Source organism: Streptomyces sp. NPDC102514 (assembly GCF_055584525.1).
The window spans coordinates 40,781-65,322 of record NZ_JBVJLW010000014.1 but is presented as its reverse complement, the minus strand read 5'-3'; the positions used below and the strand labels follow the sequence as shown (position 1 = coordinate 65,322).

Sequence of the window (24,542 nt, the reverse complement as noted above, 5' to 3'; positions counted from 1 at the left end):
ACGGTTTCGGCGAGATGGCGAAGGAAGGCGGGGAATGGTCGGGCCTGTCCTCAACTGGCACACCCGAACAGGCAGTTCAGCACAGAACTTTCACAGCTGCGCCTGGGAACGTGACCTGAGCGGAGTTTAGTCTTCCGGCGACATGGACTACTGCCTCCCGTGCCAACGGCACCTCAATGGCGCCCTCGCTTGCCCGGGGTGCGGTACACCGGCCGAAGCGAGCCGAGAGAGCGCGGCCTCCCCGGACGACCGCGAGGACGCCGACGGGCGTGACGACGCGGCGGACGACGGCGAGGACGACGGCGACGGCGACGAGCCGGAGGGCGGCGCGGGGCGCCGGGCCCGGCGCGGACGCGGCACCCGCGGCGGGAGCCGGGGGGTGCGCGCGAACCGGCGGGACCGGAAGGCGGCGCTGCACCGGCGGCGGCGCCGGCGGGTACTGCTCGTGTCGGCGGGGCTGCTGCTCGCCGCCGGCGGGCTGAGCCTCGCCGAACTGGGCATAGAGGCGCCGTCCTCGGAGCCGAAGGCGTCCGCCGCGGGAGAGGCGTCCGCGGGGTCCTCCGCCTCCGCGGACGGGGCGTCGGCCTCCGGGGGAGGGGGCGCCGGGTCGCCGGGGGCGTCGCCGTCCGCCTCGGAGTCGAAGAAGCCGGAGAAGTCGGAGAAGTCCAAGAAGGACAAGGACAAGGAGAAGGACGACGAGGGGACGGAATCAGCCGATCCTTCGTCGACGGAGGCCGGTCCGACGGCCTCGGCGCCCGCCTCCGTCCCGTCCGCCCCCGAGGAGTCGGATCCGGGTACGCCGGATCCCGACCCCACGACGGAGGCGCCGGACCCCGACCCGGAACCGACCCCCACGGAGTCGTCGTGCGACCGCTTCTTGTGGTGGTGCACGTAACCGCTGGCCGCGGCTGATGAAACGGGTCGGCCCGTAGGCTGCGACCCGGCGGGGGCGGAGCCAAGAGATTGCGCAGTTCCCCGCGCCCCTAAAGGCAAAAGACTGCGCAGTTCCCCGCGCCCCTGATGGGGCGCAGCCCCGCTTCAGGGGCGCGGGGAACTGCGCGGGTGACCCCCACCGGCCCGCGGGCGAGGTCGGGGCTCGGGCCCCTGAAGGGGGCGCGGGGAACTGCGCGAGCAACCCCCACCGGGCCGCGGATGACGTCGCGGGGGTCGGGCCCCTGAAGGGGCGCGGGGAACTGCGCGGGTCACCCCCACCGGGCTGCAGGTGGCGTCGAGGGGTCGGGCCACTGAAGGGGTGCGGACCCGCAGGTCAGGTGGGGGTGGGGCCCGCGTCCGCCACCCCGGTGGAACCGTCCAGCATGCGCAGCAGCAGGCCGCGCAGAGCCACCCGCTCCTCCCGCGACAGCCCGGCCAACGGTTCCCGAGCGAACCGCAGGGACAACCGCAGGCTCCGGGCGACAGCCCGCCCCTCCTCCGTCACGGCGGCCAGCTTCACGCGGCGATCGGACGGGTCCGGCCGCCGCTCCGCCAGCCCCCGCGCCTCCAGCCGATCCACGATCCCGGTGACGTTCGACGGCTCGCACTTCAGCTTCTGTGCCAGCCGCCGCATCGGCAGCGGCTCCAGCGACAGCAGGCTCAGCAGTCGCGCCTGCGCCCCGGTCAGCGCATGTTCCGCCGCCGCCTCCTCGTACTCCTCGTGGTAGCGGGCCACGACCGTGCCGATGAGGTCGACGACCTCAAGGGTCAGTGGGTCGAACGAGGGAGTCTTCTGTGCGGCCATGCCCGACAGGCTACCCGGTTACTTGACATCATGAAATATTCAGGAGCATGGTTGTTTCACATACTGAAGCATTCTCATGTGTGGAAACCGTTGCACCAGGAAAGGCGCCCTCCATGACCGACACAGCCGAGCTCCCCGCCACCAGCCGCGAATGGCATCTCGTCAGCCGCCCGGTCGGCGTCCCGAAGCCCGAGGACTTCGCCCTGGTCGATGCGGACCTGAAGCAGCCCGGCCCGGACCAGATCGTGGTGCGCAACAAGCACCTCTCCGTGGACCCGTACATGCGCGGACGCATGAGCGCCGCGAAGTCGTACGTGGCCCCCTACGAGCTGGGCAAGGCCATGCTGGGCGGCGCGGTCGGCGAGGTCGTCGCCTCGACCGCGGACGGCGTCTCCGTCGGCGACCACGTCCTGCACGGCTTCGGCTGGCGCGAATACGCCGTCTTCGACGCCAAGCACGCCGTCAAGGTGGACCCCGGTGCCGCGCCCCTGACCACGTACCTCGGCGTGCTCGGCATGACCGGCCTCACCGCGTACGCGGGCCTGCTGCGCACCGCGTCCTTCGAGGAGGGCGACACCGTCTTCGTGTCCGGCGCGGCCGGCGCCGTCGGCAGCCAGGTCGGCCAGATCGCCAAGCTCAAGGGCGCCTCGCGGGTCATCGGCTCGGCCGGTTCCGACGAGAAGGTCAAGCTGCTGGTGGAGGAGTACGGCTTCGACGCCGCCTTCAACTACAAGACCGGCCCCGTGAGCGAGCAGCTGCGCAAGGCCGCCCCGGACGGCATCGACGTCTACTTCGACAACGTCGGCGGCGACCACCTTGAGGCGGCCATCGGCTCCCTCAACCTGCGTGGCCGTATCGCCATCTGCGGGATGATCTCCGTCTACAACAACACGGAGCCGGCGCCCGGCCCGAAGAACCTCGCGCGCCTCATCGCCACGCGGGGCCGGATCCAGGGCCTTCTGGTCGGCGACCACTACGACCTGCAGCCGCAGTTCGTCCAGGAGGTCGGGCCGTGGGTCGCCTCGGGCGAGCTGAAGTATCGCGAGACGGTCGTCGAGGGCATCGAGAACAACCTTGAGGCGTTCCTCGGGGTTCTGCGAGGCGACAACACCGGCAAGATGATCGTCACGCTCTGACCCTGGCACGGGTGGAGGCGAAGCCAAGAGACTGCGCAGTTCCCCGCGCCCCTGATGGGGCGCAGCCCCTCCTGGGGGCGCGGGGAACTGCGCAATCCGTTAGCTCCGCCCCCTGCGGCCCGCAGCCGCGTGAACGGCCAGAACCAGCCGCTGGTTCTCCGGAGCCGCGCCGCCCGGGAACGCGATCCGCCGCCGCGTGTACCCGTACGCCAACCCACTGCGCGGATCAGCGAACCCCTGCGACCCACCGGCCCCACTGTGGCCGAAGGCCCCCGCCCCCAGGAACGGATGCCACATGTCGGCTGTGGCCTGGAACCCCAGCCCGTACGACTTGTGCGCCCGCGCCACCAGGTCGTACCCCACGGAGTGGATCTGCCCCACCTCCGCGACCGTGTCCGGCTTGAGCAGCGCTGCGCGCCCGTTCAGCTCCCCGACCGCCGCCGCATACATCCCGGAGAGCCCGCGCGCGGAGGCGACCCCGCCGGCCGACGCCTGCCCGAGGGCCCGCACCGCACGGGAGTTGGGGAAGTCCACCAGCGGCACGGCGCCCGGCACATGCTCGTTGAACGCGATCGAGGCCAGCGTGTGCGGCCCCCGGGGCGTCGCGTCCAGCAGCGCCTGCTCCGGCGGTGTCGGCGCCATCGGCTGCACCGACAGGTACCGGTGCTCCTCCGACTCGGGCAACCCCAGGTGGAAGCCCAGCCCGTACGGCGCGCGCACCCGCTCCTCGTGGATCTCCTGGAGCGTACGGCCGGTGGCCCGCCGGACGACCTCGCCCGTGAGCGCGCCGATCACCAGCGCGTGGTAGCCGAAGGCCGTGCCCGGCCGCCAGAACGGCTTCTGGCCCGCGAGCCGTTCGGCGATCACCCGGTCGTCGGCCAGTTCGTCGAGGGTGAAGCCCGCGTCCGACCCGACCAGCCCCGCCCGGTGCGCCAGCAGCTCCCGCAGGGTCACCGCCGACTTGCCCTCCGCCGCGAACTCCGGCCAGTAGTACGCCACTTCGCGATCCAGTTCCAGCGTGCCGTCCTGCACGAGCAGGGCGACCACCAGGTGGGCCGCCCCCTTCGAGGAGGAGAAGACACCGAACAGCGTGTCGCCGTCGGTGTCCGCGCCGGTCCACAGATCGACGACCCGCCGACCCCGTACGTACGCGCTCAACTGGCCCGCGTAGTCCGGTCGTTCGGCGGCGACGACGGACGCGAACTCCTCGCGTACCGCCTCGAAGCCTTCGGCGACGGTGCCGTGGATCTCCTGTGCCATCCGTGCTCTCCTCAGATCTCTGCTGGTGCCGTGGAGCTCTGTGCTCGGTGCCCTCTGTACTCTCGGCGCTCAGGACACCGTCAGCAAGGCCCGCGCCACCTGCGCGAACTCTCCCTTCGGATGATCGCGGAAGAGCGGCTCCGTGCCGAACAGCACGGTATGCGGCCCGCTCACCACCGAAGCCCGCCCGGCGGCCTGCGCGGGCCCGCCGCTGCCGTCCTCCAGCGCACGCCAGTGCCCGGAGACGAGCGGATTCCCGCCGGCGGCGCCCGCGTACGACTGCTCCACGCGCACCCCGGCACCGAGGCCTGTGAACCACACCGGCGCGTAGACGAAACCGTGGTCGGGGGCGCCCGAGGTCACTCCGCCACCGGACGAATTGACCACCCGTACGACGCCGTTGGCGTCAGGGTTGCCCGCCACCGCCTCGACCGGGAGGAGACCGGCGGAGGTGTTGAGAGCCGCTCCGGTGGTTCCCCGGCCCACCAGCCCCTTCCGGCCCACGAAGGTGTTCAGCGCGGTGCGCGCGGCCGGGGTGAGGTCCGCCGGATCCAGCCCCGAGGACGCGAACAGGACGTCCGCCCGCGACCAGTCGAAGCCCGCGTTCAGGATCGCCGTGGACACCGGGACCACGTCGAAGTTCATCTCCCGCAGTGCGAACAGCTCACCCGGTGCGACCGCCGCGGCCACCCGGACCCGCCGCAACGCGGCGCCGCCGCTCTCCTTCGTCGCGTCGAAGACCACGTCGTACGTCCTCGCGGCGACCGCGGCCCGCTCACGGGCCGACGCGGGCACGATCGCACTGCCGTCGGCCGCCCGCCGCACCGAAACCCCGTCCCTGAGAAGGGAGTTGAGCGCCGAGATCTCCCGGGCGTCGTCGAGCCGAAGCCGCAGCCGGGGCCGCTGGGTGCCGCCGGACGCCACGTACCCGACCTTCGCGGCGGCGTGCACCGCCCGGTCCGGCACGGCGAGCTTCGAGGTCCGTACGGTGTCGACGGTCGCGCCCCACAGCCGGCCGAGACTCCAGCCGGAGATGTCGTACATCACCGACACTTTGTCACTGATGTCCCGCCCGTCCGCCAGCATCACATGGGCCATGCCGCGCTTGGGCTGCCGAAGATCGACGACGTACGAGCCCTTCGCGTACGCCTTCCCGCCGAGCCCGAAGTCCCTTGTGGCCCGGCGGACCTGGACGTCGTTGGCGAGCAGGTGGTCGACGAGACGGGCGGCGGCCGGCGCCGAGCGCTGCGCGTCCGGGCCGGCCGGAATCACGTACGCGCGGGGGAAGTCGGTGGTGTAGACGTCCTCCGGGCCGATGCCCGGGACACCCGGCACCGTCTCCGGCGAGACCGGGACCTGGGCGGCGCCCGTCACGCTCCGGCGGAACACCTCGATCTGGTCGGCGGCCAGTGAACCGCGGTGCGTGCGCGCGTAGTCGAGGCTCGCGCGCATCGCCGCGCCCGCGATGGCCACGTTGATCGACGCGCGGCGGCGCAGCTCGGTGACGGGCAGTTCGTCGTACTCCTCGTTGTTCACCGCCATCGGGAACTCGACCGTGTGCGCGGCGACCGTGCCGTGGAACGGCATGTACTGCGGGGTGAAGATCGGCGGCCAGTCGTCCCAGCCCTCCGCCTGGTCCCGGAAGGGGATCTGGGCCGGTTCCACCCCGTCCTTCTCCGGCGTGTATCCGAGGCCGTTGACGGCGGCCTCCATGCCGAGGGCGTTGGCGTAGGTGTTCTTCAGGAACAGGTCGTACTCGTAGTTCTCGCCGTGCGGGGGAGTCGTCGGCTCGATGAGGGTGCCGTTGACGTAACCGTGCAGGTCGACCATGAGCGCGGGCTGCTTGTCGATCGCGATCTGCCGCATCGCCCGTACCTCGGGCTGCGAGGCGGTCACGAAGTCCCGGTTCAGGTCGAAGCCGTTGGCGTTCGCGCGGGTGCCGGCGATACGGCCGTCCGGGTTCGCGGTGATGTTGAAGTACACGCGGTGGTGGGCGAGGAGGTCGGCGGTCGTCCCGTCCTTCGCCGTGGCGAGCTTCTCGATCAGCTCGAGGGAGGCGTCCGTGCCCTCCCACTCGTTGCCGTGGATGTTGTTGTTGAAGAAGACCGGCGTCTTGTAGTCCCGCTTGACGGCAGGGTCCTTGGCGGCGGCGACCGGCGCGTTCTCGATCAGCTCGCGCAACCGCTCCTGGGCGCGCGCCTGCCGCTCCGATTCCGGCGCGGTGACCGTGACCAGAAACAGCCGGTGCCCACCGGCGGAACGGCCCACGACCTCCACACTCACCCGGTCGCCGAGACGCTGCAGCGCGTTCAGCTTCGGGGCGATGGAGTGGTACGGGGTCAGGCCCAGCTTGATGGACTTGTCGGCCGGGTTCTCCGCGTCCGGGGCGAGGACCTGCTCGCGCGGATAACCCCGTACGGCCCCGGTGTCGGGGGTGAGTTCGGTGACCGGGGCGGTCAGGGCGCGGTCGGTGGCGCTCCCGGGTACCCCGGCGGCGACGCCGGCGCCGTCGGAGGGGCCCGACCCCTCGCGGACCGGCGCCCCCGGGCGGGGCGTCGGGTCGGCGACGGCGCCGTTCGGGGTGAGCAGGAGCGAGGCCGCCGCGGTGGCGGTGGCCGTGGCGATCAGGACGGGTCTCGGCAGGTGCACGTGTACCTCCACGGAGAGGACCTGACAGGGGTCACTTCGGTACGGAGGTCTACCGGCTCGCCCCTCCCGCAACAAGGGGGCGTCGGCGTAACCGATGACGACGGACGCCGTGTCCCGGGTCGGGCGGAGGGGGCATCCTGGGAGGGGACTTGGACGAACCGAGTGGACCCGGCAGGCACCCGGCAGCACGCGTGCGTGAGGCGAGGAGAGCCCATGGCAACGATCCCGTCGCTCCCCAGCAGGGACGACGTCGCGCGTATCGCGCGCAGCACGACCGACATCACCGGCCAGCTCCTGGACACCGCGGGCAACCTCACCCGAATCGCCGTCAACACCTTCGATCCGAGGGACGGTTCGGGGGCGGAGGTGCTGCGGGTCCTGCGCGAGACGACCGCCGAACTGGCCGAGGCGAGCGCGTCGCCGCAGGCGCAGGAGGCGTTCTACCGGATGGTGGACACACTGACGCGGCTGGGGACGAGCGGGGCGCCCCTCGCCGTCCACCCGGTCAGCGAACCGGCCCGCGCGCTCCTCACCGCGCTCGGGGACAGCCTGCTGCCGCTCCTCGACGCGGTGGAGCCCGCGGTCGAGGAGGCGGCGGAGGCACTGGGGGAACTGGTGGACGCCTCGTCGCCGCTCCTGCCCGCGGCGGCGGGGATGGCGGCCGGCACGCTGCTGGTGCTCGCGCCGGTGATCCGGGCCGCGGCGGAGGTGCTGCGGGACTCGTCGCCCGAACTGCGGCGTATCGCCGACGCGTTGACGTCCGCGGTGGCTCCGCTGCTGCCGGTGCAGGTGGCGTTGGCCGAACGGGCCGCGGGGGCGGGGGCGGGGGTGGTGCGCGCGGTGGTGCCGCCGCTGGCGGACCTCACGGAGGTGGCCGCGGCCGGCTTCCGGGTAGGACGGCCGGTGCTGATCGCGGGGGAGGAGATGGTGGTCTCCGGCCTCGAACAGCTCCAGCCGCTGCTGTTCGCTTCCGCGGGGTGGGCGGGTCGGGTGGCACGGGTTGTGGCGGTGCGGGTGTCCGCGGCGGTTTCGCCTGCGGCGGGCTCGGCGGTGGTGGTGACGGGCCACCCAGCCTGACCCGCACCCGCGGACGGGCCTGGGGTGCGCGTCCGCGGGGGGCTTGGGGCCGGTTCGTCCGGTGCGGGCCGGTGGGGGCTGGCCGCGCAGTTCCCCGCGCCCCTTAGAGGCGGGGCTGAGGCCGGATTGTCGGGTGCGGGCCGGTGGGGGTTGCTCGCGCCGTTCCTCGCGCCCCTGATGGGGCGCAGCCCCTCTTGGGGGCGCGGGGAACTGCGCAGTCTTTTGGCTTTTCAGGGGCGCGGGGAACTGCGCGGCCCGCCCCCACCGGCCCGCAGGCGGCAGGGCCCCGCCCGGTAAGGTGGGCGTATGCGTGATCTTGGGGTGGGGTTCAGGTACTTGATGCGCGGCCAGCGCTGGGTCGCCGGGCACGGAAAGCAGTTCGGTTTCGGACTGATCCCCGGCCTCATCACCCTCGTCCTGTACGCCGCCGCCCTGATCGCCCTGGCCCTGTGGGGCACGGACTTCATCACCTGGGCCACCCCCTTCGCGGACGACTGGTCGAGCCCCTGGCTCGGCCTCTTCCGCGGCTTCCTGACGGCAGTCCTCTTCGCGCTCGCCCTGCTCCTGTCCGTCATCACCTTCACGGCCGCCACCCTGATCATCGGCCAGCCCTTCTACGAGAGCCTCTCCGAGAAGGTGGACCGGGACGTGTCCCCGGACGGCACGGCCCCCGAGTCCGGCCTCCCGCTCTGGCGCGAACTGGTGATCTCGACCCGCGACAGCCTCCGGATCGTGGCCAGGGCCCTGGTCTGGGCCGTACTGCTCTTCGCGCTCGGGTTCATCCCGTTCGTCGGTCAGACCGTCGTCCCGGTGATCGGCTTCTTCGTCACGGGCTTCTTCCTCACCGAGGAACTGACGGCGGTCGCGCTCCAGCGCCGCAACGTCGTGCTCCGCGACCGCCTCACCATGCTCCGTTCCCGCAGGATGCTGGTCTGGGGCTTCGGCACCCCGCTGGGCCTCGCCTTCCTCGTCCCCTTCGTCGCCGTCTTCCTGATGCCCGGCGCGGTCGCGGGCGCCACCCTGATGGCCCGCGACCTGCTGGGCGAGGAGACCCGCGAGGAGAACGAGGACGACCAGGCCCCCGCGGGCTCCCTCAGCGACTGACGTCACTCACCGGCGTCCGCCGCCACCGTGAGGATCGACCGGACCTGGGCGATGATGTCCAGCCGGTTCTGCACGAACTGCGCGTCGGTGACCGTCCCGCTCGCCGGATCGGTGTTGCCCGCCCCGAACTCCAGTACCGGAGTGTGGACATGGCCGCCGGGCAGCGAGCCCGCCAGGCCGAGCCGGTCCCGCAGGAGCGTCGCGCGGTACGCGATCTCGTTGGACAGGTAGTTGCCCCCGCCGCCCGACCGGGCCGTCGAGCCCGCGGTCGGCCCCTCGGGGCGTACGACGGGATCGGTCCCGCCCGCCGGGATCTCGGTCACCGACGTGTTGTCGTACACGGGGAAGCGTCCCGTGTCCGCCGCGACGATGTCCTTGTACGGCAGGGTCGTCGTCGTCCACTGCGGCTGCGAGGCCGGGTCGGTCACGGGGACGGTCTCGGTGCGGGAGAGGTTCTCGTTGTCGGGGAAGCCGCCCCGCCAGGCCCCGTTGGTGCGCTCGATGTCGATACGGCCCACCCGGCCCTGGCTGACCGTGGTGAACAGGTCGACATGGGGGAGGTGGGCGCGCAGGGTCCGTTCCACGGTCCCGTCGGCGAAGTCCTGCCAGCGGACCGGGAAGACGGCCGTCTCGATGCGCGCGGGACCGTCCGCCGTCCTGATCACCGTGCCGTCCAGGGCGAGCGCGGTCGCCCCCGACGGGTTGGAGATCCGTACGTCCCGGTCCAGCGTGAACGGATCGAACCCGGTCACCAGGATCCGCTTGACCTTCCTGGACCCGGATGCGGATTCGGCTGCGGACCCGGCTGCGGACGTGTCCTTGGTCGCGGACCTGGACCCGGAGTGCGGGTAGCGGATGGAGTCCTGGCCCCGTGACGTCCGCTCCAGCGCGGCCAGCAGTTTCGCGCGCCGGGTCTCGGTGAGCCCGAACTCCGGCTGCCACTGCCGTACTTCACGCGTCATGCCGAGCCGGGCCCAGTACAGCGGCCGGTCGTCGTCCCTGCTGAGGTCGCCGCCCGCGGGCCCGCGGCCCTGGGCCCGGTCCACCGCCCGCTGCCACAGCCGCGAGCCCTGCCGTTCGACCAGCCGCTCGGCCTGCGCGTACGAGCGGGCCCTGCCGAGGGCCCGGGCGAACTCCGGTGCCACCGTGTCGAATCCGGACCGGACGAGGATCTCCTGGGGCGCGGCCCGGTCGAGGCGCTGCTCCTCCACGGTGGGCGCGGCCGCGGGGTTCTCCGCGGCGAGGGCGGGCGGTGCGGCGAGTCCGGCCAGGAGAGCCAGGCCGAGGGCGCCGATCCGAACACGTATGTGCGTCAAGGCGGTTCAGGTCCTTCCGTCGCGAGTGGGGACGTCGTCGGATGGCGGCAGTATGCGCGACGCACGGGACGCACGCCATAACGCGTGAGCCCTGTGACGTGCGTGACCCCGTGAAGGTCAGCCCTCGCCCAGCAGCGTGAGGAAGTCCCGGAACGCCGCCGGCATGTCCACCGACTCCGGCGCGAGCAGCCACTGGTACTGCAGCCCGTCCATCACCGCGACGAGCAGCGGAGCCGCCCGCTCCGGCGTGAGCCCGCTCGGCAGCCGCTCCCCGTACTCGGTCCGCAGCACCTGTGCCATGTTCGCGCGTACGGCCTCGTACCGCTGCGTGAAGAACTCGCGCGCCGGATGCCCCTCCGTGACGCTCTCGCCGAGGAGCGCCGAGAAGGTCTGTACGATCCCGGGCCGCATGGCGTTGTACTCGACGAGCTGGCCGAGCAGTTCGAGCCGCCACCCGGTGCCGGGGACCGCGTCCCACTGGTCGCGCTCCGCCAGGACGGCGACGAGCAGCGCCTCCTTGGTGGGGAAGTGGTGCAGCAGCCCCTGCGGGGTGAGGGCGACCCGCTCGGCGACCGCGGCCAGGCTCGCGCCCCGGTAACCGCGCTCGGCGATCACCTCCAGCGTCGCCCGGAGGATCTCCGCACGCCGTTCCGTGCCCCTGGCCGATCTGGGCGCCCCGCTCGTCATGACGTCACCGTACGACGGACGGGGTCCCCCATGCGGCTTCCCATGACATAAATATAACGCGGACGTAACGAAACCTACCGATCAACAGGTGACGCGGGCAGGATGGCAGTGACGGATCGGTGCGCGACGGAACACAACGCGACGGACTCGACGCAACGGACTCAACGAGGAGGCACGGCCATGGCAGGAACGCGGCCCACCCCGGCCGATCAGGCGCGTGAGGCAGTGGTCGAGGCGGCTCTCGCCCGTCTCGACCTGGACACGAAGGCGCGGCTGCTCGCCGGCCAGGACATGTGGTCCCTGCCCGAGCTGCCCGGGATCGGGCTGAGGTCACTGGTCATGTCCGACGGCCCGATCGGCGTCCGGGGCGTGCGCTGGACCGCCGACGACCCGTCCGTCGCCCTGCCGTCCCCGACCGCGCTCGCCGCCACCTGGGACCCCGCCCTGGCCCGCCGGGCCGGCCGGCTCCTCGCCCAGGAAGCCCGCCGCAAGGGCGTCCACGTGCTGCTCGCCCCCACGGTCAACCTGCACCGCTCCCCGCTCGGCGGCCGGCACTTCGAGGCGTACAGCGAGGACCCGTACCTCACCGGCCGGATCGGCACCGGATACGTGACCGGTGTGCAGGAGGGCGGGGTCGGCACCACCGTCAAGCACTTCGTCGCCAACGACGCCGAGACCGACCGCTTCACCGTGAACAACGTGGTCTCCCCGCGCGCCCTGCGCGAGCTGTACCTGGCCCCCTTCGAGGCCATCGTCGAGAACGCCCACCCCTGGGGCATCATGACCGCCTACAACTCGGTCAACGGCAGCACGATGAGCGAGCACCGGTACCTCGTCGAGGAGGTCCTGCGCGGCGAGTGGGGCTTCGACGGCTACAACGTCTCCGACTGGATGGCCGCCCGCTCCACCGTCGGCGCCATCGAGGGCGGCCTGGACGTCGCGATGCCCGGCCCGGTCACCGTGTACGGCGCCAAGCTCGCCGCCGCCGTCCGGGCCGGTGAGACCGACGAGGCCAAGGTCGACGAGGCCGTGCGCAACGTCCTGCGCCTCGCCGCCCGCGTCGGCATCCTGGAAGGCGCGGAACCGGTCGTCACCGACCTGCCCGAGACCGTGGACGGCGAGTCCCTGGCCCGCGAGATCGCCCGCCGCGCCTTCGTCCTCGTACGCAACGAAGGCGCCCTGCCCGTCCCCGCCGGCCACTCGGTCGCGCTCATCGGCGCCGCCGCCCGTGACGCCCGCGTCCTCGGCGGCGGCTCCGCGACCGTCTTCCCCGCCCACGTCGTCTCCCCGCTCGACGGCCTGACCGCCGCACTCCCCGAGGGCACGCTGACGTACGCGGTCGGCGCCGACCCGAGCCAGGAACTGGCCGCCGCCGACAAGGGGTTCGAGTTGCGTGCGGTCTGCCGCGACACCGGGGGCGACGTCCTGGGCACGCGCTCCGCGCCGAGCGGCCACATCCAGTGGATGGGCAACGACCTGCCCGACGGCGTCACCCACGACCGCCTCGACAGCGTCGAACTGACCGGCACCTTCACCCCGCGCGAGAGCGGCCCCCACACGTTCGGGATCAAGGGGCTGGGCGCCTTCACGCTCACGATCGACGGCACGGAGCACTTCGACGGCGTCCAGAGCACCGACCTGGACGACCCGTTCGTGACGTTCTTCGGCGACCCCGTCGAGCGCGCCACGGTGGACCTGACGGCCGGCCGCTCCTACGACGTCTCCCTGCGCCACACCGTCGACGTCCCCGACGACGTGCCCATGCGGGTCATCAGCTTCACGCTCGCCCACCAGGAGCCCGCGCGCGACCCCGACGAGCTGATCGCCGAGGCCGTCGAAGCGGCCCGCGCCGCCGACACGGCGATCGTCGTGGTCGCCACCACCGAACGCGTCGAGTCCGAGGGCTTCGACCGCGCGGACCTCCGACTCCCGTGCCGCCAGGACGAGTTGGTGCACGCGGTCGCCGCCGCCAACCCGAACACCGTCGTGGTCGTCAACTCCGGCTCCCCGGTGGAACTGCCGTGGCGCGACGAGGTCGCCGCGGTCCTCCTCGACTGGTTCCCGGGCCAGGAGGGCGGCGCGGCCCTCGCGGACGTCCTCACCGGCGCCCACGAGCCCGGCGGCCGACTCCCCACCACCTGGGGCTCGCTGGACTCCGCCCCGGTCACCGAGGTCACCCCCACCGACGGTGAACTCGCCTACACCGAGGACGTGTTCATCGGCTACCGCGCCTGGGAGAAGGAGAACCGCACCCCGACGTACCCGTTCGGCCACGGCCTCGGCTACACCGACTGGACGTACGACGAGATCGACGTGACGGGTACGACGGTCACGGTCCGCGTCACCAACACGGGCACCCGCACCGGCCGCGAGACGATCCAGCTCTACCTCGCCCCGGCGGAACCCACCCCCGACCGCCCCGCCCGCTGGCTGGCGGGCTTCGCGAACGTCGAGGCCGCCCCGGGGGAGTCGGCCCACGCGACCGTCGACCTCCCGCCCCGAGCCTTCGAGGTCTGGGACGAGACGTCCGACGCGTGGACACCGGTGAAGGGCACCTACGAGATCGAGGCGTCCCACAGCCTCACGGACACGAGGCTGACGGCAACCTGTGTCTTTTAGTTTTTGCCTTTAGGGGCGCGGGGAACGGCGCAATCTTTTGTCTTTCAGGGGCGCAGCCCCTCCAGGGGCGCGGGGAACTGCGCGACCAGCCCCCACCGGACCCGCACCCGACAACGCGACCCCCGTCACCGGGACGGCGTACGGGACGTAACGACCCCGTACGCCATCTCCGCCAGCCGCGCCTGCCCGTCCACACTCGGATGGAACCAGTCCCAGTGACTCAACTGCGCGGTCCCGAACCGGTACTCGAAGACCGCCCCGCCGTCGAACCGGCACCGCCGCTCCTTCGCACACACCTCTTCCAGCACCGTGTTGTACGACTCCACCCGGTCCTGCACCCGATCCCGCCGCGACGTCGCCGCCGCACTCAACGAGTCCGCGTCACCGAGCATCGAAGGACAGATCCCCAGCTTCCAGATCTGCTTGCCCACCGGATTCGTCCGCCCCTGCGACCACAGCCGCTTCAGATCGGGCACGCTGGACACGTACACCTGCGTCTTCGGCAACGCCGACCGCAGCGTGCCCAGCGCGTCCTCGAACTGGCTGCGGAAGTCCGCGACCGACGTCATCGCGGACACCGACGAACGGCAGGCGTCGTTCGCGCCGGCCATCACCGTGACCAACTGGGGCTTCTTCGCCGCGGCCTGCGCCATCTGACCGGGCAGGTCCGCCATGCGGGAGCCGGTCACCGCGTAGTTCCAGCTGCGCTGCGAGGCCCCGGTCCTCCCCAGGAGCCGTACCGCGAGACTCTTCACCTTCGTGTCGGTGCCGGTCGCCCACGAGACCTCGGGGCAGTCGGTCAGCACCGAGCAGGCGTCGAACCCGCGGGTGATCGAGTCGCCGACGGCGGCCAGCGAGCGCGGGCTGCGGTCCCAGTCCGGCGTGGGCTTCGGTGAAGGTTTTCCGCTCCGCGCGTCAGTTCCTGTCGGGCCCGGGGAGTTGCCGCCGACCGCGTCGCATCCGGTCAGTCCCGCGACGCCGACGAGAGCCGCCACGACGGCCGCGAGGAGGCCCCGCGAACGGTGACCACGGTTCCGCATCCCCAGATCCCCTCGTTCATCACGCAACGACACTCCGCCCCGGAGCGTCCTCCCGGGTGAAACCTCCGTGTTTCCGGGCGCTTGGACCGACGGTACGTCACACTCCTTGCGCCCTCGCACGGTAGCCTCGGCACACGTGGCTGCCCTGCCACTGAACGATCCGCCAAGCCGCAAAGTGCCCGCTCTGTCCGGAGGTGCCAGTGACGACACGTGGAGTTCTCTACGTGCACTCCGCGCCGCGTGCGCTGTGCCCGCACGTCGAATGGGCGGTCGCGGGCGTGCTCGGTACGCGGGTCAGCCTCGACTGGATCCGGCAGCCCGCCTCGCCCGGGACCTGGAGATCCGAGTTCTCCTGGAAGGGCGAGGTCGGCACGGCCTCCAAGCTCGCCTCGGCGCTGCGCGGCTGGCAGATGCTGCGCTTCGAGGTGACCGCCGAGCCGTGCGCGACCGCCGAGGGCGAGCGCTACAGCTGCACCCCTGATCTGGGCATCTTCCACGCGGTGACCGGGATCCACGGCGACATCCTGATCCCCGAGGACCGCCTGCGCGCCGCCCTGGCCCGCTCCCAGCAGGGCGAGACCCACTTGGAGTCGGAACTCACCCGCCTCCTCGGCAAACCCTGGGACGACGAACTGGAACCTTTCCGCTACGCAGGAGAGGGCGCCCCGGTCCGCTGGCTCCACCAGGTCGTATAGGGGCGCTTGCTTCCAGGGGCGCGGGGAACGGCGCAATCTTTTCGCTTTTAGGGGCGCGGGGAACTGCGCGACCGGCCCCACCGGACCCGCACGCATCCACAACGCGAAGTGGCCCGGCCCCTCAAAGAGGAGCCGAGCCACTCACACCTGGCCAGGGGCCGAAGTCAGACCGTGCGGAACGCCAGCACCACGTTGTGCCCACCGAACCCGAACGAGTCGTTGAGCGCGGCGATCCGCCCCTCGACAGGCAGCTTCCGGGCCTCACCGCGAACGATGTCCGCGGTGGCCTCCGCCTCGGGGTCGAGGTTCTCGACGTTGATGGTGGGCGGCGCGATCCGGTTGTAGAGCGCCAGCACCGTGGCCACCGACTCCACCCCACCCGCACCACCGAGCAGATGCCCGGTCATGGACTTCGTACCGGACACGGCGAAGTGGTCGGCGTCGTCGCCGAAGACCTTCCGCAGTGCCTTCAGCTCGGCGACGTCACCGGCCGGCGTGGAGGTCGCGTGCGCGTTGACGTGCACGATCTCCGCCGGGTTCAGGTCCGTGCTGTCGAGCAGGTGCTGCAGCGCGGCAGCGATACCGCGGCCCTCCGGCTCCGGCTGCACGATGTCGTGGCCGTCGGAGGAGATGCCCTGGCCGACCGCTTCCGCGTAGACACGGGCTCCGCGCTTGGCGGCGTGCTCGGCCGACTCCAGGACCAGGACGCCGGCGCCCTCGCCGAGGACGAAGCCGTCACGGCCGATGTCGTAGGGACGCGAGGCGCCCTGCGGGTCGTCGTTGTTCTTGGACATCGCCATCATGTTGCCGAACGCGGCGATGGGCAGCGGGTGGATGGCCGCCTCGGTGCCACCGGCGACGACGACGTCGGCGCGGCCGGTGCGGATCATCTCGATGGCGTAGCCGATGGCCTCGGCGCCCGACGCGCAGGCGGAGACCGGGGTGTGCACACCGGCGCGGGCGCCGACGAGCAGCCCCACGTTGGCCGAGGGGCCGTTCGGCATGAGCATGGGAACGGTGTGCGGGGAGACGCGGCGTACGCCCTTCTCCTTCAGCACGTCGTACTGGTCGAGCAGGGTCGTGACGCCACCGATGCCGGAGGCGATGACCGTGCCGAGCCGGTCGGGGTCGACGGTCGCGCCCTGCTCGGCGGCGTCCGACGCCTCGGCGCCGGCCTTGTCGGTGAAACCTGCGTCGGCCCAGGCCTCCTTGGCCGCGATCAGCGCGAACTGCGCCGAGCGGTCGAGGCGGCGGGCCTGCGGGCGGGGAATGACCTCGCCCGGCTCCACGGCGATCTGTGCCGCGATACGGACCGCCTGGTCGGCGGCCCAGTCCTGCTCCAGAGGGCGGACGCCGGAACGTCCGGCGACCAGGCCCTCCCAGGTAGAGGCTGCGTCGCCACCCAGCGGTGTGGTTGCGCCGATACCGGTGACGACCACGGTGCGATTGGTCGGGCTCACGGGAATTCTTTCTCCAACGGATACGAGGATTCAGCGGCGCCACCGCCGGGTGGCGGGGCTAAGCGGGTCCGGTGCTGTCCGGTGTGGTTCGGCAGTGCCCCGAAGGGGCGCGGGGAACTGCGCGACCAGCCACAACGGACCCGCGGGCGAAGCAGTGCACTCTCAGCGGAGCGCTCAGCCCTGGTGCTTGAGGATGTACTCGGTCGCGTCGCCGACCGTCTTGAGGTTCTTGACGTCGTCGTCGGGGATCTTGACGTCGAAGCGCTCTTCGGCGGCGACGACGACCTCGACCATGGACAGCGAGTCAACGTCGAGGTCGTCGGTGAAGGACTTCTCCAGCTGGACGTCCTCGACCGGGATGCCGGCGATCTCGTTCACGATGTCGGCGAGACCGGCGACGATCTCTTCCTGAGTGGCGGCCATGTCAGGCGCTCCTTCTTGTGTATCCAGAGGGTGTGGCGGTACGACCGCCCGGAAAGTTCCGGACGGTGTGCCTAGGGGAGGGTAACGACCGTCGCGGCGTACACGAGACCCGCCCCGAAGCCGATGACGAGCGCGGTGTCGCCGCTCTTCGCCTCGCCGGTCGCCAGGAGCCGCTCCATAGCGAGCGGGATCGAGGCGGCCGAGGTGTTACCGGTGGTGCGCACGTCACGCGCGACCGTGACGTGTTCCGGCAGCTTGAGAGTCTTCACCATCGAGTCGATGATCCGCTCGTTGGCCTGGTGGGGAATGAAGACGTCCAAGTCGTCCGCAGTGAGTCCGGCGGCTTCCAGCGCCTCCTTGGCGACCTTGGCCATCTCGAACACGGCCCAGCGGAACACCGCCTGGCCTTCCTGCGTGATCGCGGGAAACTTGACCTCGCCCTTGGAGTCCAGGGGCAGCTGGGACACGTCCCCGCTCCTGAACCGGTCCCAGGGCACGGTCTGCTTGATGGTGTTGGACTTGTCGCCCTCGGAACCCCACACCGTGGGGCCGATGTGCGGCTCCTCGGAGGGGCCCACGACGACCGCGCCCGCGCCGTCACCGAACAGGAAGGCCGTCGCGCGGTCCTCCAGGTCGGTCAGGTCGGACAGCCGCTCGACGCCGATGACCAGCACGTACTCCGCGGAGCCGTCCACGATCATGCCCTTGGCGAGAGTCAGTCCGTAGCCGAAGCCGGCGCAGCCCGCCGAGATGTCGAAGGCCGCGGCCTTCGCCGTGCCGAGCTTGTCGGCGATCTCGGTGGCGACGGCCGGGGTCTGGCTGAAGTGGGAGACGGTCGAGACGACGACGGCGCCGATCTGCTCGGCGTTGATCCCGGCGTCGGCGATCGCCTTGCCGGACGCCTCGATCGACATCGCGGCGACGGTCTCCTCGGCGTTGGCCCAGTGCCGGGTCTCGATGCCGGAGCGCGAACGGATCCATTCGTCGGACGAATCGATGCGTTCGAGGATGACCTCGTTCGGGACGACACGAACCGGGCGGTAGCCGCCCACACCGAGGATCCGCGCGAACGGGGCGCCCTTGCGGGCCTTGATCTTCGACATGCTCAGTCGACTCCTTACGCGCTCAGGCCGAGGCGTGCTCGGCGATGAGCTCGCGAGCCGCTTCGAGGTCGTCGGGTGTCTTCAGCGCCAGCGTCTTCACGCCGGGCAGCGCGCGCTTGGCGAGACCGGTCAGTGTGCCACCGGGGCACATCTCGACCATCGCGGTCACGCCGAGTTCCTTGAAGGTCTCCATGCACAGGTCCCAGCGGACCGGGTTGGCGACCTGACCGACCAGCCGGGAGACGACCTCGGCCCCCGTGGTGACGGCGAGGCCGTCCTTGTTCGAGACGTACGTGAGCTTCGGGTCGGCCGGTGACAGCTCCGCCGCGGCCTGCGCGAGGACGTCGACCGCCGGAGCCATGTGACGGGTGTGGAACGCGCCCGCGACCTTCAGAGCCACCACCCGGCGTACGCCCTCGGGCTTGTCCGCCTCCAGGGCGGCCAGCTCCTCCAGCGTGCCGGCGGCCACGATCTGGCCCGCGCCGTTCACGTTCGCCGGGGTCAGGCCCAGCTTCTCCAGGTGCGGGATCGTCACTTCGGGGTCGCCGCCGAGCAGCGCCGACATTCCGGTCCGGGTGACGGCGGCGGCCTCGGCCATCGCCAGACCCCGCTTGCGCACGAGCGTCAGTGCGGCTGTTTCGTCCAGGACGCCCGCGAGGACGGCGGCCGTGATCTCGCCGACGCTGTGCCCCGCGACGGCGCCGGGTACCGCGGCGCCGGGCGCCGTGGCACCGAGTGCCGAGGCGGACAGGAGACCCGCGGCGACCAGCAGCGGCTGGGCGACGGCGGTGTCCCGGATGGCGTCCGCGTCGGCCTGCGTGCCGAAGTGGGCAAGGTCGAGCCCGATGGCGTCCGACCACGCGGCGACGCGGTCGGCGGCGCCGGGGAGGTCGAGCCAAGGAGTCAGGAAGCCGGGCGTCTGGGCGCCCTGGCCGGGAGCGACGAGTACGAGCACTCTCACACTCTCTCTTGTGAACGGGCACGGCCGCCCGTGGGGACAGGGACGAAGAACAGGAGGGGGAATTGTAGGTCCCCGACAAAAGCCTAGAGCTGGGGATCTCCATCGGCCAGACGCCCCAGGATCAGCGCGATCCGCAACGTGAACGCCGAACGTACGTCGGAAGGCGACCAGCCGGTGACGTCAGTCACACGTCGAAGCCGGTAGCGCACGGTGTTGGGGTGCACGAAGAGCATCCTGGCCGCGCCTTCGAGACTGCTCGCCTGTTCGAGATACACGCTCAGGGTCTCCAGGAGCGCCGACCCGGCCTCCTCGAGCGGTCTGTAGATCTCCTCCACCAGCTGGTCGCGCGCCGCCGGGTCACCGGCGATCGAGCGCTCCGGCAGGAGATCGTCCGCCAGTACCGGCCGGGGCGCGTCCTGCCAGGCGAAACACGCTTTGAGCCCGGCGGCGGCGGCCTGCGCGGACCGGGTCGCGGCCAGCAGGTCGGGGACCACGGGACCGGCCACCACGGCCCCCGCGGCGTACGGCCCGATCAGCGATTTGGCGACGGCCAGGGGGTTGTCGCTGCCGCCCGCGATGACGACCAGCCGGTCACCGAGGACGCCGGTGAGCACCTGGAGCTTGGCGTGCCGGGCGGCCCGCCGGATGGCCTCGACGGTCAGCTCGCTGTCGCCGTCGGGTGCCGTGCCCAGCACCACGCACACATGCTCGGGCGAGTTCCAGCCGAGGGCCGCGGCCCGGGACACCGCTCCCTCGTCGGCCTCTCCGGAGAGCACCGCGTTCACGACGAGCGACTCCAGGCGGGCGTCCCAGGCACCGCGTGCCTCGGCGGCCTGCGCGTACACCTGGGCGGTGGCGAAGGCGATCTCCCGGGCGTACACGAGCAGCGCCTCGCGGAGGACGTTCTCGTCGCCCGGGGCCGCGACCTCGTCGATCGCGGACTCCATCACCTCGATCGTCGTACGCACCATCTCCACGGTCTGGCGCAGGGTGATCGCCCTGGTCAGCTCGCGCGGCGCGGTGCCGAAGACGTCCGTGGAGATCGCCTGCGGGGCATCGGGATACCGGAACCACTCAGTGAACGCGGCGATACCGGCCTGTGCGACGAGGCCGATCCACGACCGGTTCTCCGGGGGCATCGCCCGGTACCAGGACAGCGTCTCGTCCATGCGTGCGATGGCCTGGGCGGCGAGACTGCCGGACGACTTCTCCAGCCGCTTCAGAGTCGCGGTGTGCGCGTGGGCGGCGCGCGCGGCGCGTTCGGTGTTGCTGGATTCGGGTTCGGGCACGGAACAAGACTGCCTTATCCGGACGGCAGGATGCGGCGGAGGGTCGCAGGCGGCACGCCCGGCGGGTCTACCGTGGGTCGCGTGATGGACGTACGGCGCGCCGGTGAGCGCTACCGCGGAGGCGACCCGGCGGCCGGGATCGAGTCCCTGCACGCCTTTTCCTTCGGCCCGCACTACGACCCGGACAACCTCCGCTTCGGTGCGGTCATCGCCTGCAACGAGGAACGCCTGGCGCCCGGCGCGGGCTTCGACGAGCATCCGCACAGCCACACCGAGATCGTCACGTGGGTCGTCGAGGGCGAGCTGACCCACCGGGACTCCACGGGCCACGAGTCGCTCGTACGCCCCGGGGACGTGCAGCGTCTCAGTTCGGCGGGCGGGGTCCGCCACGTCGAACGCAACGACGGCGAGGTGCCCCTGCGCTTCGTCCAGATGTGGCTGGCCCCCCTGGAGCCGGGCGGCGACCCCGCGTACGAGGTCGTCCACGGCATCGCGGACTCCACGCCGTACGCGCTCCCGGCGGCGGGGGCGATGCTCCACGTACGCCGCCTCGTCCCGGGACAGCGGACCGCGATCCCCGACGCACGCTTCCTGTACGCGCATGTCGTACGCGGCGAAGTGCTGCTGGGCGGCGAGGTGCTGGGCCCCGGGGACGCGGCCCGTGTCGGGGACGCGAAGGATCTGGAGGCGGTGGCGCGCGGGGCGGCGGAGCTGCTGCTGTGGGAGATGGCGACCGGCTGAGGGCCGGACGTCACCGTACGGGCGGCGTCACCGTGCAGACGGCACCATCGTGCGGGCGGCGTCAGCGGGTGGGCAGGCGGGCCATCGCCGACCGGCTCTCGTCGTCGGCGGGCCGGTAGATCACCACCCGCTGGTCCAGATCCTGGATCGGGGTGAGCACCTCGAAGTCCACCGCGATCTCGCCGGCCTCGGGATGCCGCATGACCTTGCGTCCGCGGCCCTTGACCTTGACGTCCCGCTCGGCCCACATCCGCGCGAACTGCTCGTCGTGCGTACTGAACTCGACGATGAGGTCGCTCAGGGCCCGGTCCTCGGGATGCGCGGCCCACGCGGCACGCAGATGGGCCACCCCCTCCCGTACGACGCGTTCGCGGTCGACGTACAGCTCGCGGGTCCGCGGATGCATCAGGCACATCCACATCGAATTGCGCTGCGACGGCGGCAGGGCGGCGAAGTCCACCAGCAGCCCCGCCATCTCACGGTTCCAGGCCAGGATGTCGTAGCGGTGGTTCAGCACCATGGCAGGCAGGGGTGACAGGTCGCCGACCAGCCGGGCGAGGGTCGGCGCCGCGGTGGTGGCGGGCTCGTCGGCGTCGTCGGGGCGGCGCTGCCGGGACAGGTCGAAGAGGTAGGCGCGTTCGTCGGGGGTCAGGCGCAGGGCCCGCGACAGCGCGGCCAGCACGTCCACCGAGGGCCGCAGTCCACGTCCCTGTTCCAGCCTGACGACGTAGTCGACGCTGACCCCGGCCAGTTCGGCGACCTCCTCGCGGCGCAGTCCCGGGGTCCGCCGGGACCGCCGGCGCGCGGGCAGCCCGAGGTCGTGCGGGTCCAGGCGTTCGCGCCGGGTCCGCAGGAACGCGGCCAGTTCCTGTGTCGCGTCCACGGTGCGGTCCGTCGAGCGGGTCGTCGAGCTGGTCGTCATGTCCGACCCAACAGTCAGGGTGGGACCGCTGTTCCCAGGAAGATCCTTCCCTTACCCCTGTCCCGGGGCGCTCGCAGACTCGCTGTCGACGACGGATCACGAGCGAGCACAGGAGAAACACCACCATGTCACTCACCCTCGACACCTACCGGCTGCTGGGCCGTTCCGGGCTGCGGGTCTCACCGCTGGCCCTGGGCACGGCGACCTTCGGCACCGAGTGGGGCTGGGGCGCCGAGCGGGACGAGGCGCGCAGACTGTTCGACCTCTACGTGGAGCGCGGCGGCAACTTCATCGACACCGCCAACACGTACACCGACGGCAGCTCCGAGCGCCTGCTCGGCGAATTCACCGGCGCCCGCGCCGGCGTCGGCCGCGAGAGCCTGGTGCTGGCGACGAAGTACACGACACTGCGCCGGCCCGGCGACCCCAACTCCGGCGGCAGCCACCGCAAGAGCCTGTTCGCGTCGGTGGAGGCCAGTCTGCGCCGGCTGAACACGGACTACCTGGACCTTCTCTACCTGCACGTGTGGGACTTCACGACCCCGGTCGAGGAGATCCTGCGCGGCATGGACGACCTGGTCCGCCAGGGCAAGATCCTGTACGTGGCGATCTCCAACGCCCCGGCCTGGCAGGTGTCGCGCATGCAGGCGATCGCCGATCTGCGCGGCTGGTCGCCCCTGGTCGCCCTGCAGATCGAGTACAACCTGATCGAGCGCACCGGCGAACGCGACCTGATCCCCATGGCCCGTGAGATGGGGCTCGGCGTGGTCCCGTACTCGCCGCTGGCGGGCGGGGTGCTCACCGGCAAGTACAGCCGCGACGACCTGACCGCGACGGACGCGGCGCCCGGCGACAGCACCCGCAAGAACTTCAACCTCGCCCTGGGCACGGTCACCGAACGCACCCTCGCCGTCGCCGACGTGGTGAAGGAGGTCGCGGCGGAACTGGGCCGCACGCCCGCGCAGGTCGGGCTGGCCTGGACGCTGCGGAACCCGGCTGTGACGGCGCCGGTCCTCGGCGCCCGCACCCCCGCGCAGCTGGAGGGCAACCTGGGCGCCCTGGAGGTCGACTTCACCGCCGCCCAGCTGGCCCGCCTCGACGGGGCGAGCCGTATCGGCCTCGGCTTCCCGCACGACATGCTCGCCGGTGACCACATCCGCCGGGTGACCGCGGGCGACCTGCGGATCGAGTCCCGCCGCTGACACCCGTGGCAGATGTCCAGGAGGTTTCGGGCCGCGCCGGCCGGCCGGGGTGCCCGGCGTCGTGAGGCCGTCGGTGCTCGCCCCGGAGGTGCGCTCGCCCGCCTTCGGTCCCTACTCCGTTGCTGCGGAACGGAGTTGCGCTTCTTTTCTCTTCGGTTCGGCGGGTCGCCCTGGGCGCCCGCCGTCCGTCGTTGCGCTTCTCTGCCGCCCGGTATCGGCGTACGGGCCGTTGTTACGCCCATGCGTCCCGTGTAAACGTCTTGTTCCCAATGTCCGTGAAGTCTTCCGGCTGAAAATGATCGGCCGTACGTTCGCTTCATCAGATGGTCTGACCATCACACCTACCGGTCCGGGAGGAATGGCGTTGGACAAGTCGATCAAGTCGGTCACGTTCGACGCGTTCGTGCGGCAGTCGACAAGTGTGAGCAGCGAGATCGTCGCCCACATCGAGACACTGATCAGCAGCGGTTCCCTGGCACCCGGCACCAAGCTGCCCGCCGAACGCGAACTGGCGCAGGTGCTCAAGGTCTCGCGGGCCTCACTGCGCGAGGCCATGCACGAACTGGAGGCCAAGCGGGTCGTCGAACGCAGGCCGGGCCGCGGCACCATCGTGCTGGAGGCACCCGCCCACGTACGCACTGTGTACGAGGAGATGCCCGAGTCCGAGCGGACCCTGCGCGATGTGGCGGAGCTGCGCGAGACGATCGAGCCCAAGTTCGCCCAGCTCGCCGCGGAACGCGCCACCAAGGCCGGCCTGTACGCGCTGGAACGGGTGCTGGAGACCACCGCCCGTGACGACCTCACCCAGGAGGAGTCCCTGAGGGCGGACATCACCTTCCACATGCTGCTCGCCCAGGCGTCGCAGAACCCGCTGATGGTGGCCCTCAACTCACTCGCCAACAGCTGGACGGAGTCGGTACGCGCCTTCTCCCACGGCACCGACGAGGCCAGGCGCTCCTCGCACCTCGGCCATCAGCTCATCTTCACCGCAGTACGGAGCGGCAACGGCGCCGCGGCCCGGGACGCGATGCTGGCGCACCTCGCGGACGTCACGCATCTCACGAAGAACAACCTGCCTTCGTTCTGACGTTCTGATCCGGCCCGGCAGATCCATCCACCG

At 71.5% G+C, this 24,542-nt stretch carries 21 protein-coding genes; 9 read left to right on the top strand and 12 right to left on the bottom strand.

Annotated elements, in window-relative coordinates:
• Positions 1-142: 142 nt before the first annotated feature.
• On the top strand, positions 143-895 hold the full coding sequence (locus ACZ60E_RS31050) for an SCO2400 family protein (protein WP_469444726.1): 753 nt from the start codon (positions 143-145) through the stop codon (positions 893-895).
• A gap of 372 nt (positions 896-1,267) precedes the next feature.
• Here ACZ60E_RS31050 and ACZ60E_RS31045 read toward each other — a convergent pair whose 3' ends face one another.
• Positions 1,268-1,738 (bottom strand): MarR family winged helix-turn-helix transcriptional regulator, encoded by a 471-nt coding sequence (locus ACZ60E_RS31045; RefSeq protein WP_453793774.1) that lies wholly within the window; start codon positions 1,736-1,738, stop codon positions 1,268-1,270.
• Between the two features lie 113 nt (positions 1,739-1,851).
• Here ACZ60E_RS31045 and ACZ60E_RS31040 point away from each other — a divergent pair, with 113 nt between their 5' ends.
• Positions 1,852-2,874: an NADP-dependent oxidoreductase gene (locus ACZ60E_RS31040; RefSeq protein WP_469444725.1), complete on the top strand. Its 1,023-nt coding sequence runs from the start codon at positions 1,852-1,854 to the stop codon at positions 2,872-2,874.
• Positions 2,875-2,973: 99 nt separating this feature from the next.
• Here ACZ60E_RS31040 and ACZ60E_RS31035 read toward each other — a convergent pair whose 3' ends face one another.
• Together ACZ60E_RS31035 and ACZ60E_RS31030 are read right to left on the bottom strand one after the other, a co-directional pair.
• Entirely contained in the window at positions 2,974-4,134 is a 1,161-nt protein-coding gene (locus tag ACZ60E_RS31035) for a serine hydrolase domain-containing protein (protein ID WP_469444723.1), read from the bottom strand.
• Positions 4,135-4,203: 69 nt separating this feature from the next.
• Positions 4,204-6,783 (bottom strand): M14 family zinc carboxypeptidase, encoded by a 2,580-nt coding sequence (locus ACZ60E_RS31030; protein WP_469444721.1) that lies wholly within the window; start codon positions 6,781-6,783, stop codon positions 4,204-4,206.
• A 213-nt stretch (positions 6,784-6,996) separates the two neighbouring features.
• Between ACZ60E_RS31030 and ACZ60E_RS31025 the strand changes: the two genes are divergently transcribed.
• Both ACZ60E_RS31025 and ACZ60E_RS31020 read left to right on the top strand, forming a co-directional pair.
• On the top strand, positions 6,997-7,860 hold the full coding sequence (locus ACZ60E_RS31025) for a hypothetical protein (RefSeq protein WP_469444720.1): 864 nt from the start codon (positions 6,997-6,999) through the stop codon (positions 7,858-7,860).
• 306 nt (positions 7,861-8,166) lie between these two features.
• Positions 8,167-8,964, top strand: coding sequence for an EI24 domain-containing protein (locus ACZ60E_RS31020; protein WP_469444719.1), 798 nt, complete (start codon positions 8,167-8,169; stop codon positions 8,962-8,964).
• 2 nt (positions 8,965-8,966) lie between these two features.
• Here ACZ60E_RS31020 and ACZ60E_RS31015 read toward each other — a convergent pair whose 3' ends face one another.
• A complete protein-coding gene (locus tag ACZ60E_RS31015) occupies positions 8,967-10,280 on the bottom strand; it encodes a pyroglutamyl-peptidase I (RefSeq protein WP_469444717.1) in 1,314 nt (437 codons plus the stop codon).
• A gap of 117 nt (positions 10,281-10,397) precedes the next feature.
• Entirely contained in the window at positions 10,398-10,967 is a 570-nt protein-coding gene (locus ACZ60E_RS31010; RefSeq protein ID WP_469444715.1) for a TetR/AcrR family transcriptional regulator, read from the bottom strand.
• A 180-nt stretch (positions 10,968-11,147) separates the two neighbouring features.
• Between ACZ60E_RS31010 and ACZ60E_RS31005 the strand changes: the two genes are divergently transcribed.
• Positions 11,148-13,586 (top strand): glycoside hydrolase family 3 protein, encoded by a 2,439-nt coding sequence (locus ACZ60E_RS31005; RefSeq protein WP_469444713.1) that lies wholly within the window; start codon positions 11,148-11,150, stop codon positions 13,584-13,586.
• Positions 13,587-13,711: 125 nt separating this feature from the next.
• Here ACZ60E_RS31005 and ACZ60E_RS31000 read toward each other — a convergent pair whose 3' ends face one another.
• Complete coding sequence (locus tag ACZ60E_RS31000; protein WP_469444711.1) at positions 13,712-14,626, bottom strand: SGNH/GDSL hydrolase family protein; 915 nt, start codon at positions 14,624-14,626, stop codon at positions 13,712-13,714.
• 200 nt (positions 14,627-14,826) lie between these two features.
• Here ACZ60E_RS31000 and ACZ60E_RS30995 point away from each other — a divergent pair, with 200 nt between their 5' ends.
• The gene (locus ACZ60E_RS30995) at positions 14,827-15,321 is read left to right on the top strand and encodes a DUF3145 domain-containing protein (protein ID WP_107018521.1); all 495 of its coding nucleotides are present in this window, start codon (positions 14,827-14,829) and stop codon (positions 15,319-15,321) included.
• 164 nt (positions 15,322-15,485) lie between these two features.
• Here ACZ60E_RS30995 and ACZ60E_RS30990 read toward each other — a convergent pair whose 3' ends face one another.
• From ACZ60E_RS30990 to ACZ60E_RS30970, 5 genes are all read right to left on the bottom strand, one after another.
• The gene (locus tag ACZ60E_RS30990) at positions 15,486-16,781 is read right to left on the bottom strand and encodes a beta-ketoacyl-[acyl-carrier-protein] synthase family protein (RefSeq protein ID WP_384807422.1); all 1,296 of its coding nucleotides are present in this window, start codon (positions 16,779-16,781) and stop codon (positions 15,486-15,488) included.
• 174 nt (positions 16,782-16,955) lie between these two features.
• Positions 16,956-17,204 (bottom strand): acyl carrier protein, encoded by a 249-nt coding sequence (locus ACZ60E_RS30985; protein ID WP_055611752.1) that lies wholly within the window; start codon positions 17,202-17,204, stop codon positions 16,956-16,958.
• A gap of 71 nt (positions 17,205-17,275) precedes the next feature.
• A complete protein-coding gene (locus ACZ60E_RS30980) occupies positions 17,276-18,307 on the bottom strand; it encodes a ketoacyl-ACP synthase III (protein WP_384807423.1) in 1,032 nt (343 codons plus the stop codon).
• A 22-nt stretch (positions 18,308-18,329) separates the two neighbouring features.
• Positions 18,330-19,262 (bottom strand): ACP S-malonyltransferase, encoded by a 933-nt coding sequence (locus ACZ60E_RS30975; RefSeq protein WP_469444707.1) that lies wholly within the window; start codon positions 19,260-19,262, stop codon positions 18,330-18,332.
• Between the two features lie 89 nt (positions 19,263-19,351).
• Positions 19,352-20,557 carry a PucR family transcriptional regulator gene (locus ACZ60E_RS30970; RefSeq protein WP_384807426.1) on the bottom strand — a complete coding sequence of 402 codons (1,206 nt, stop codon included), beginning with the start codon at positions 20,555-20,557 and terminating at the stop codon, positions 19,352-19,354.
• An 81-nt stretch (positions 20,558-20,638) separates the two neighbouring features.
• On the opposite strand from ACZ60E_RS30970, the gene ACZ60E_RS30965 reads away from it, so the two are divergent.
• The gene (locus tag ACZ60E_RS30965) at positions 20,639-21,298 is read left to right on the top strand and encodes a pirin family protein (protein WP_453793766.1); all 660 of its coding nucleotides are present in this window, start codon (positions 20,639-20,641) and stop codon (positions 21,296-21,298) included.
• Between the two features lie 61 nt (positions 21,299-21,359).
• On the opposite strand, the gene ACZ60E_RS30960 is transcribed toward ACZ60E_RS30965, so the two are convergent.
• Complete coding sequence (locus ACZ60E_RS30960) at positions 21,360-22,220, bottom strand: helix-turn-helix domain-containing protein (RefSeq protein ID WP_469444703.1); 861 nt, start codon at positions 22,218-22,220, stop codon at positions 21,360-21,362.
• Positions 22,221-22,345: 125 nt separating this feature from the next.
• Here ACZ60E_RS30960 and ACZ60E_RS30955 point away from each other — a divergent pair, with 125 nt between their 5' ends.
• Positions 22,346-23,422 (top strand): aldo/keto reductase, encoded by a 1,077-nt coding sequence (locus tag ACZ60E_RS30955; protein WP_469444701.1) that lies wholly within the window; start codon positions 22,346-22,348, stop codon positions 23,420-23,422.
• Positions 23,423-23,786: 364 nt separating this feature from the next.
• Positions 23,787-24,509, top strand: coding sequence for a FadR/GntR family transcriptional regulator (locus ACZ60E_RS30950; RefSeq protein WP_384807430.1), 723 nt, complete (start codon positions 23,787-23,789; stop codon positions 24,507-24,509).
• Positions 24,510-24,542: the final 33 nt, after the last annotated feature.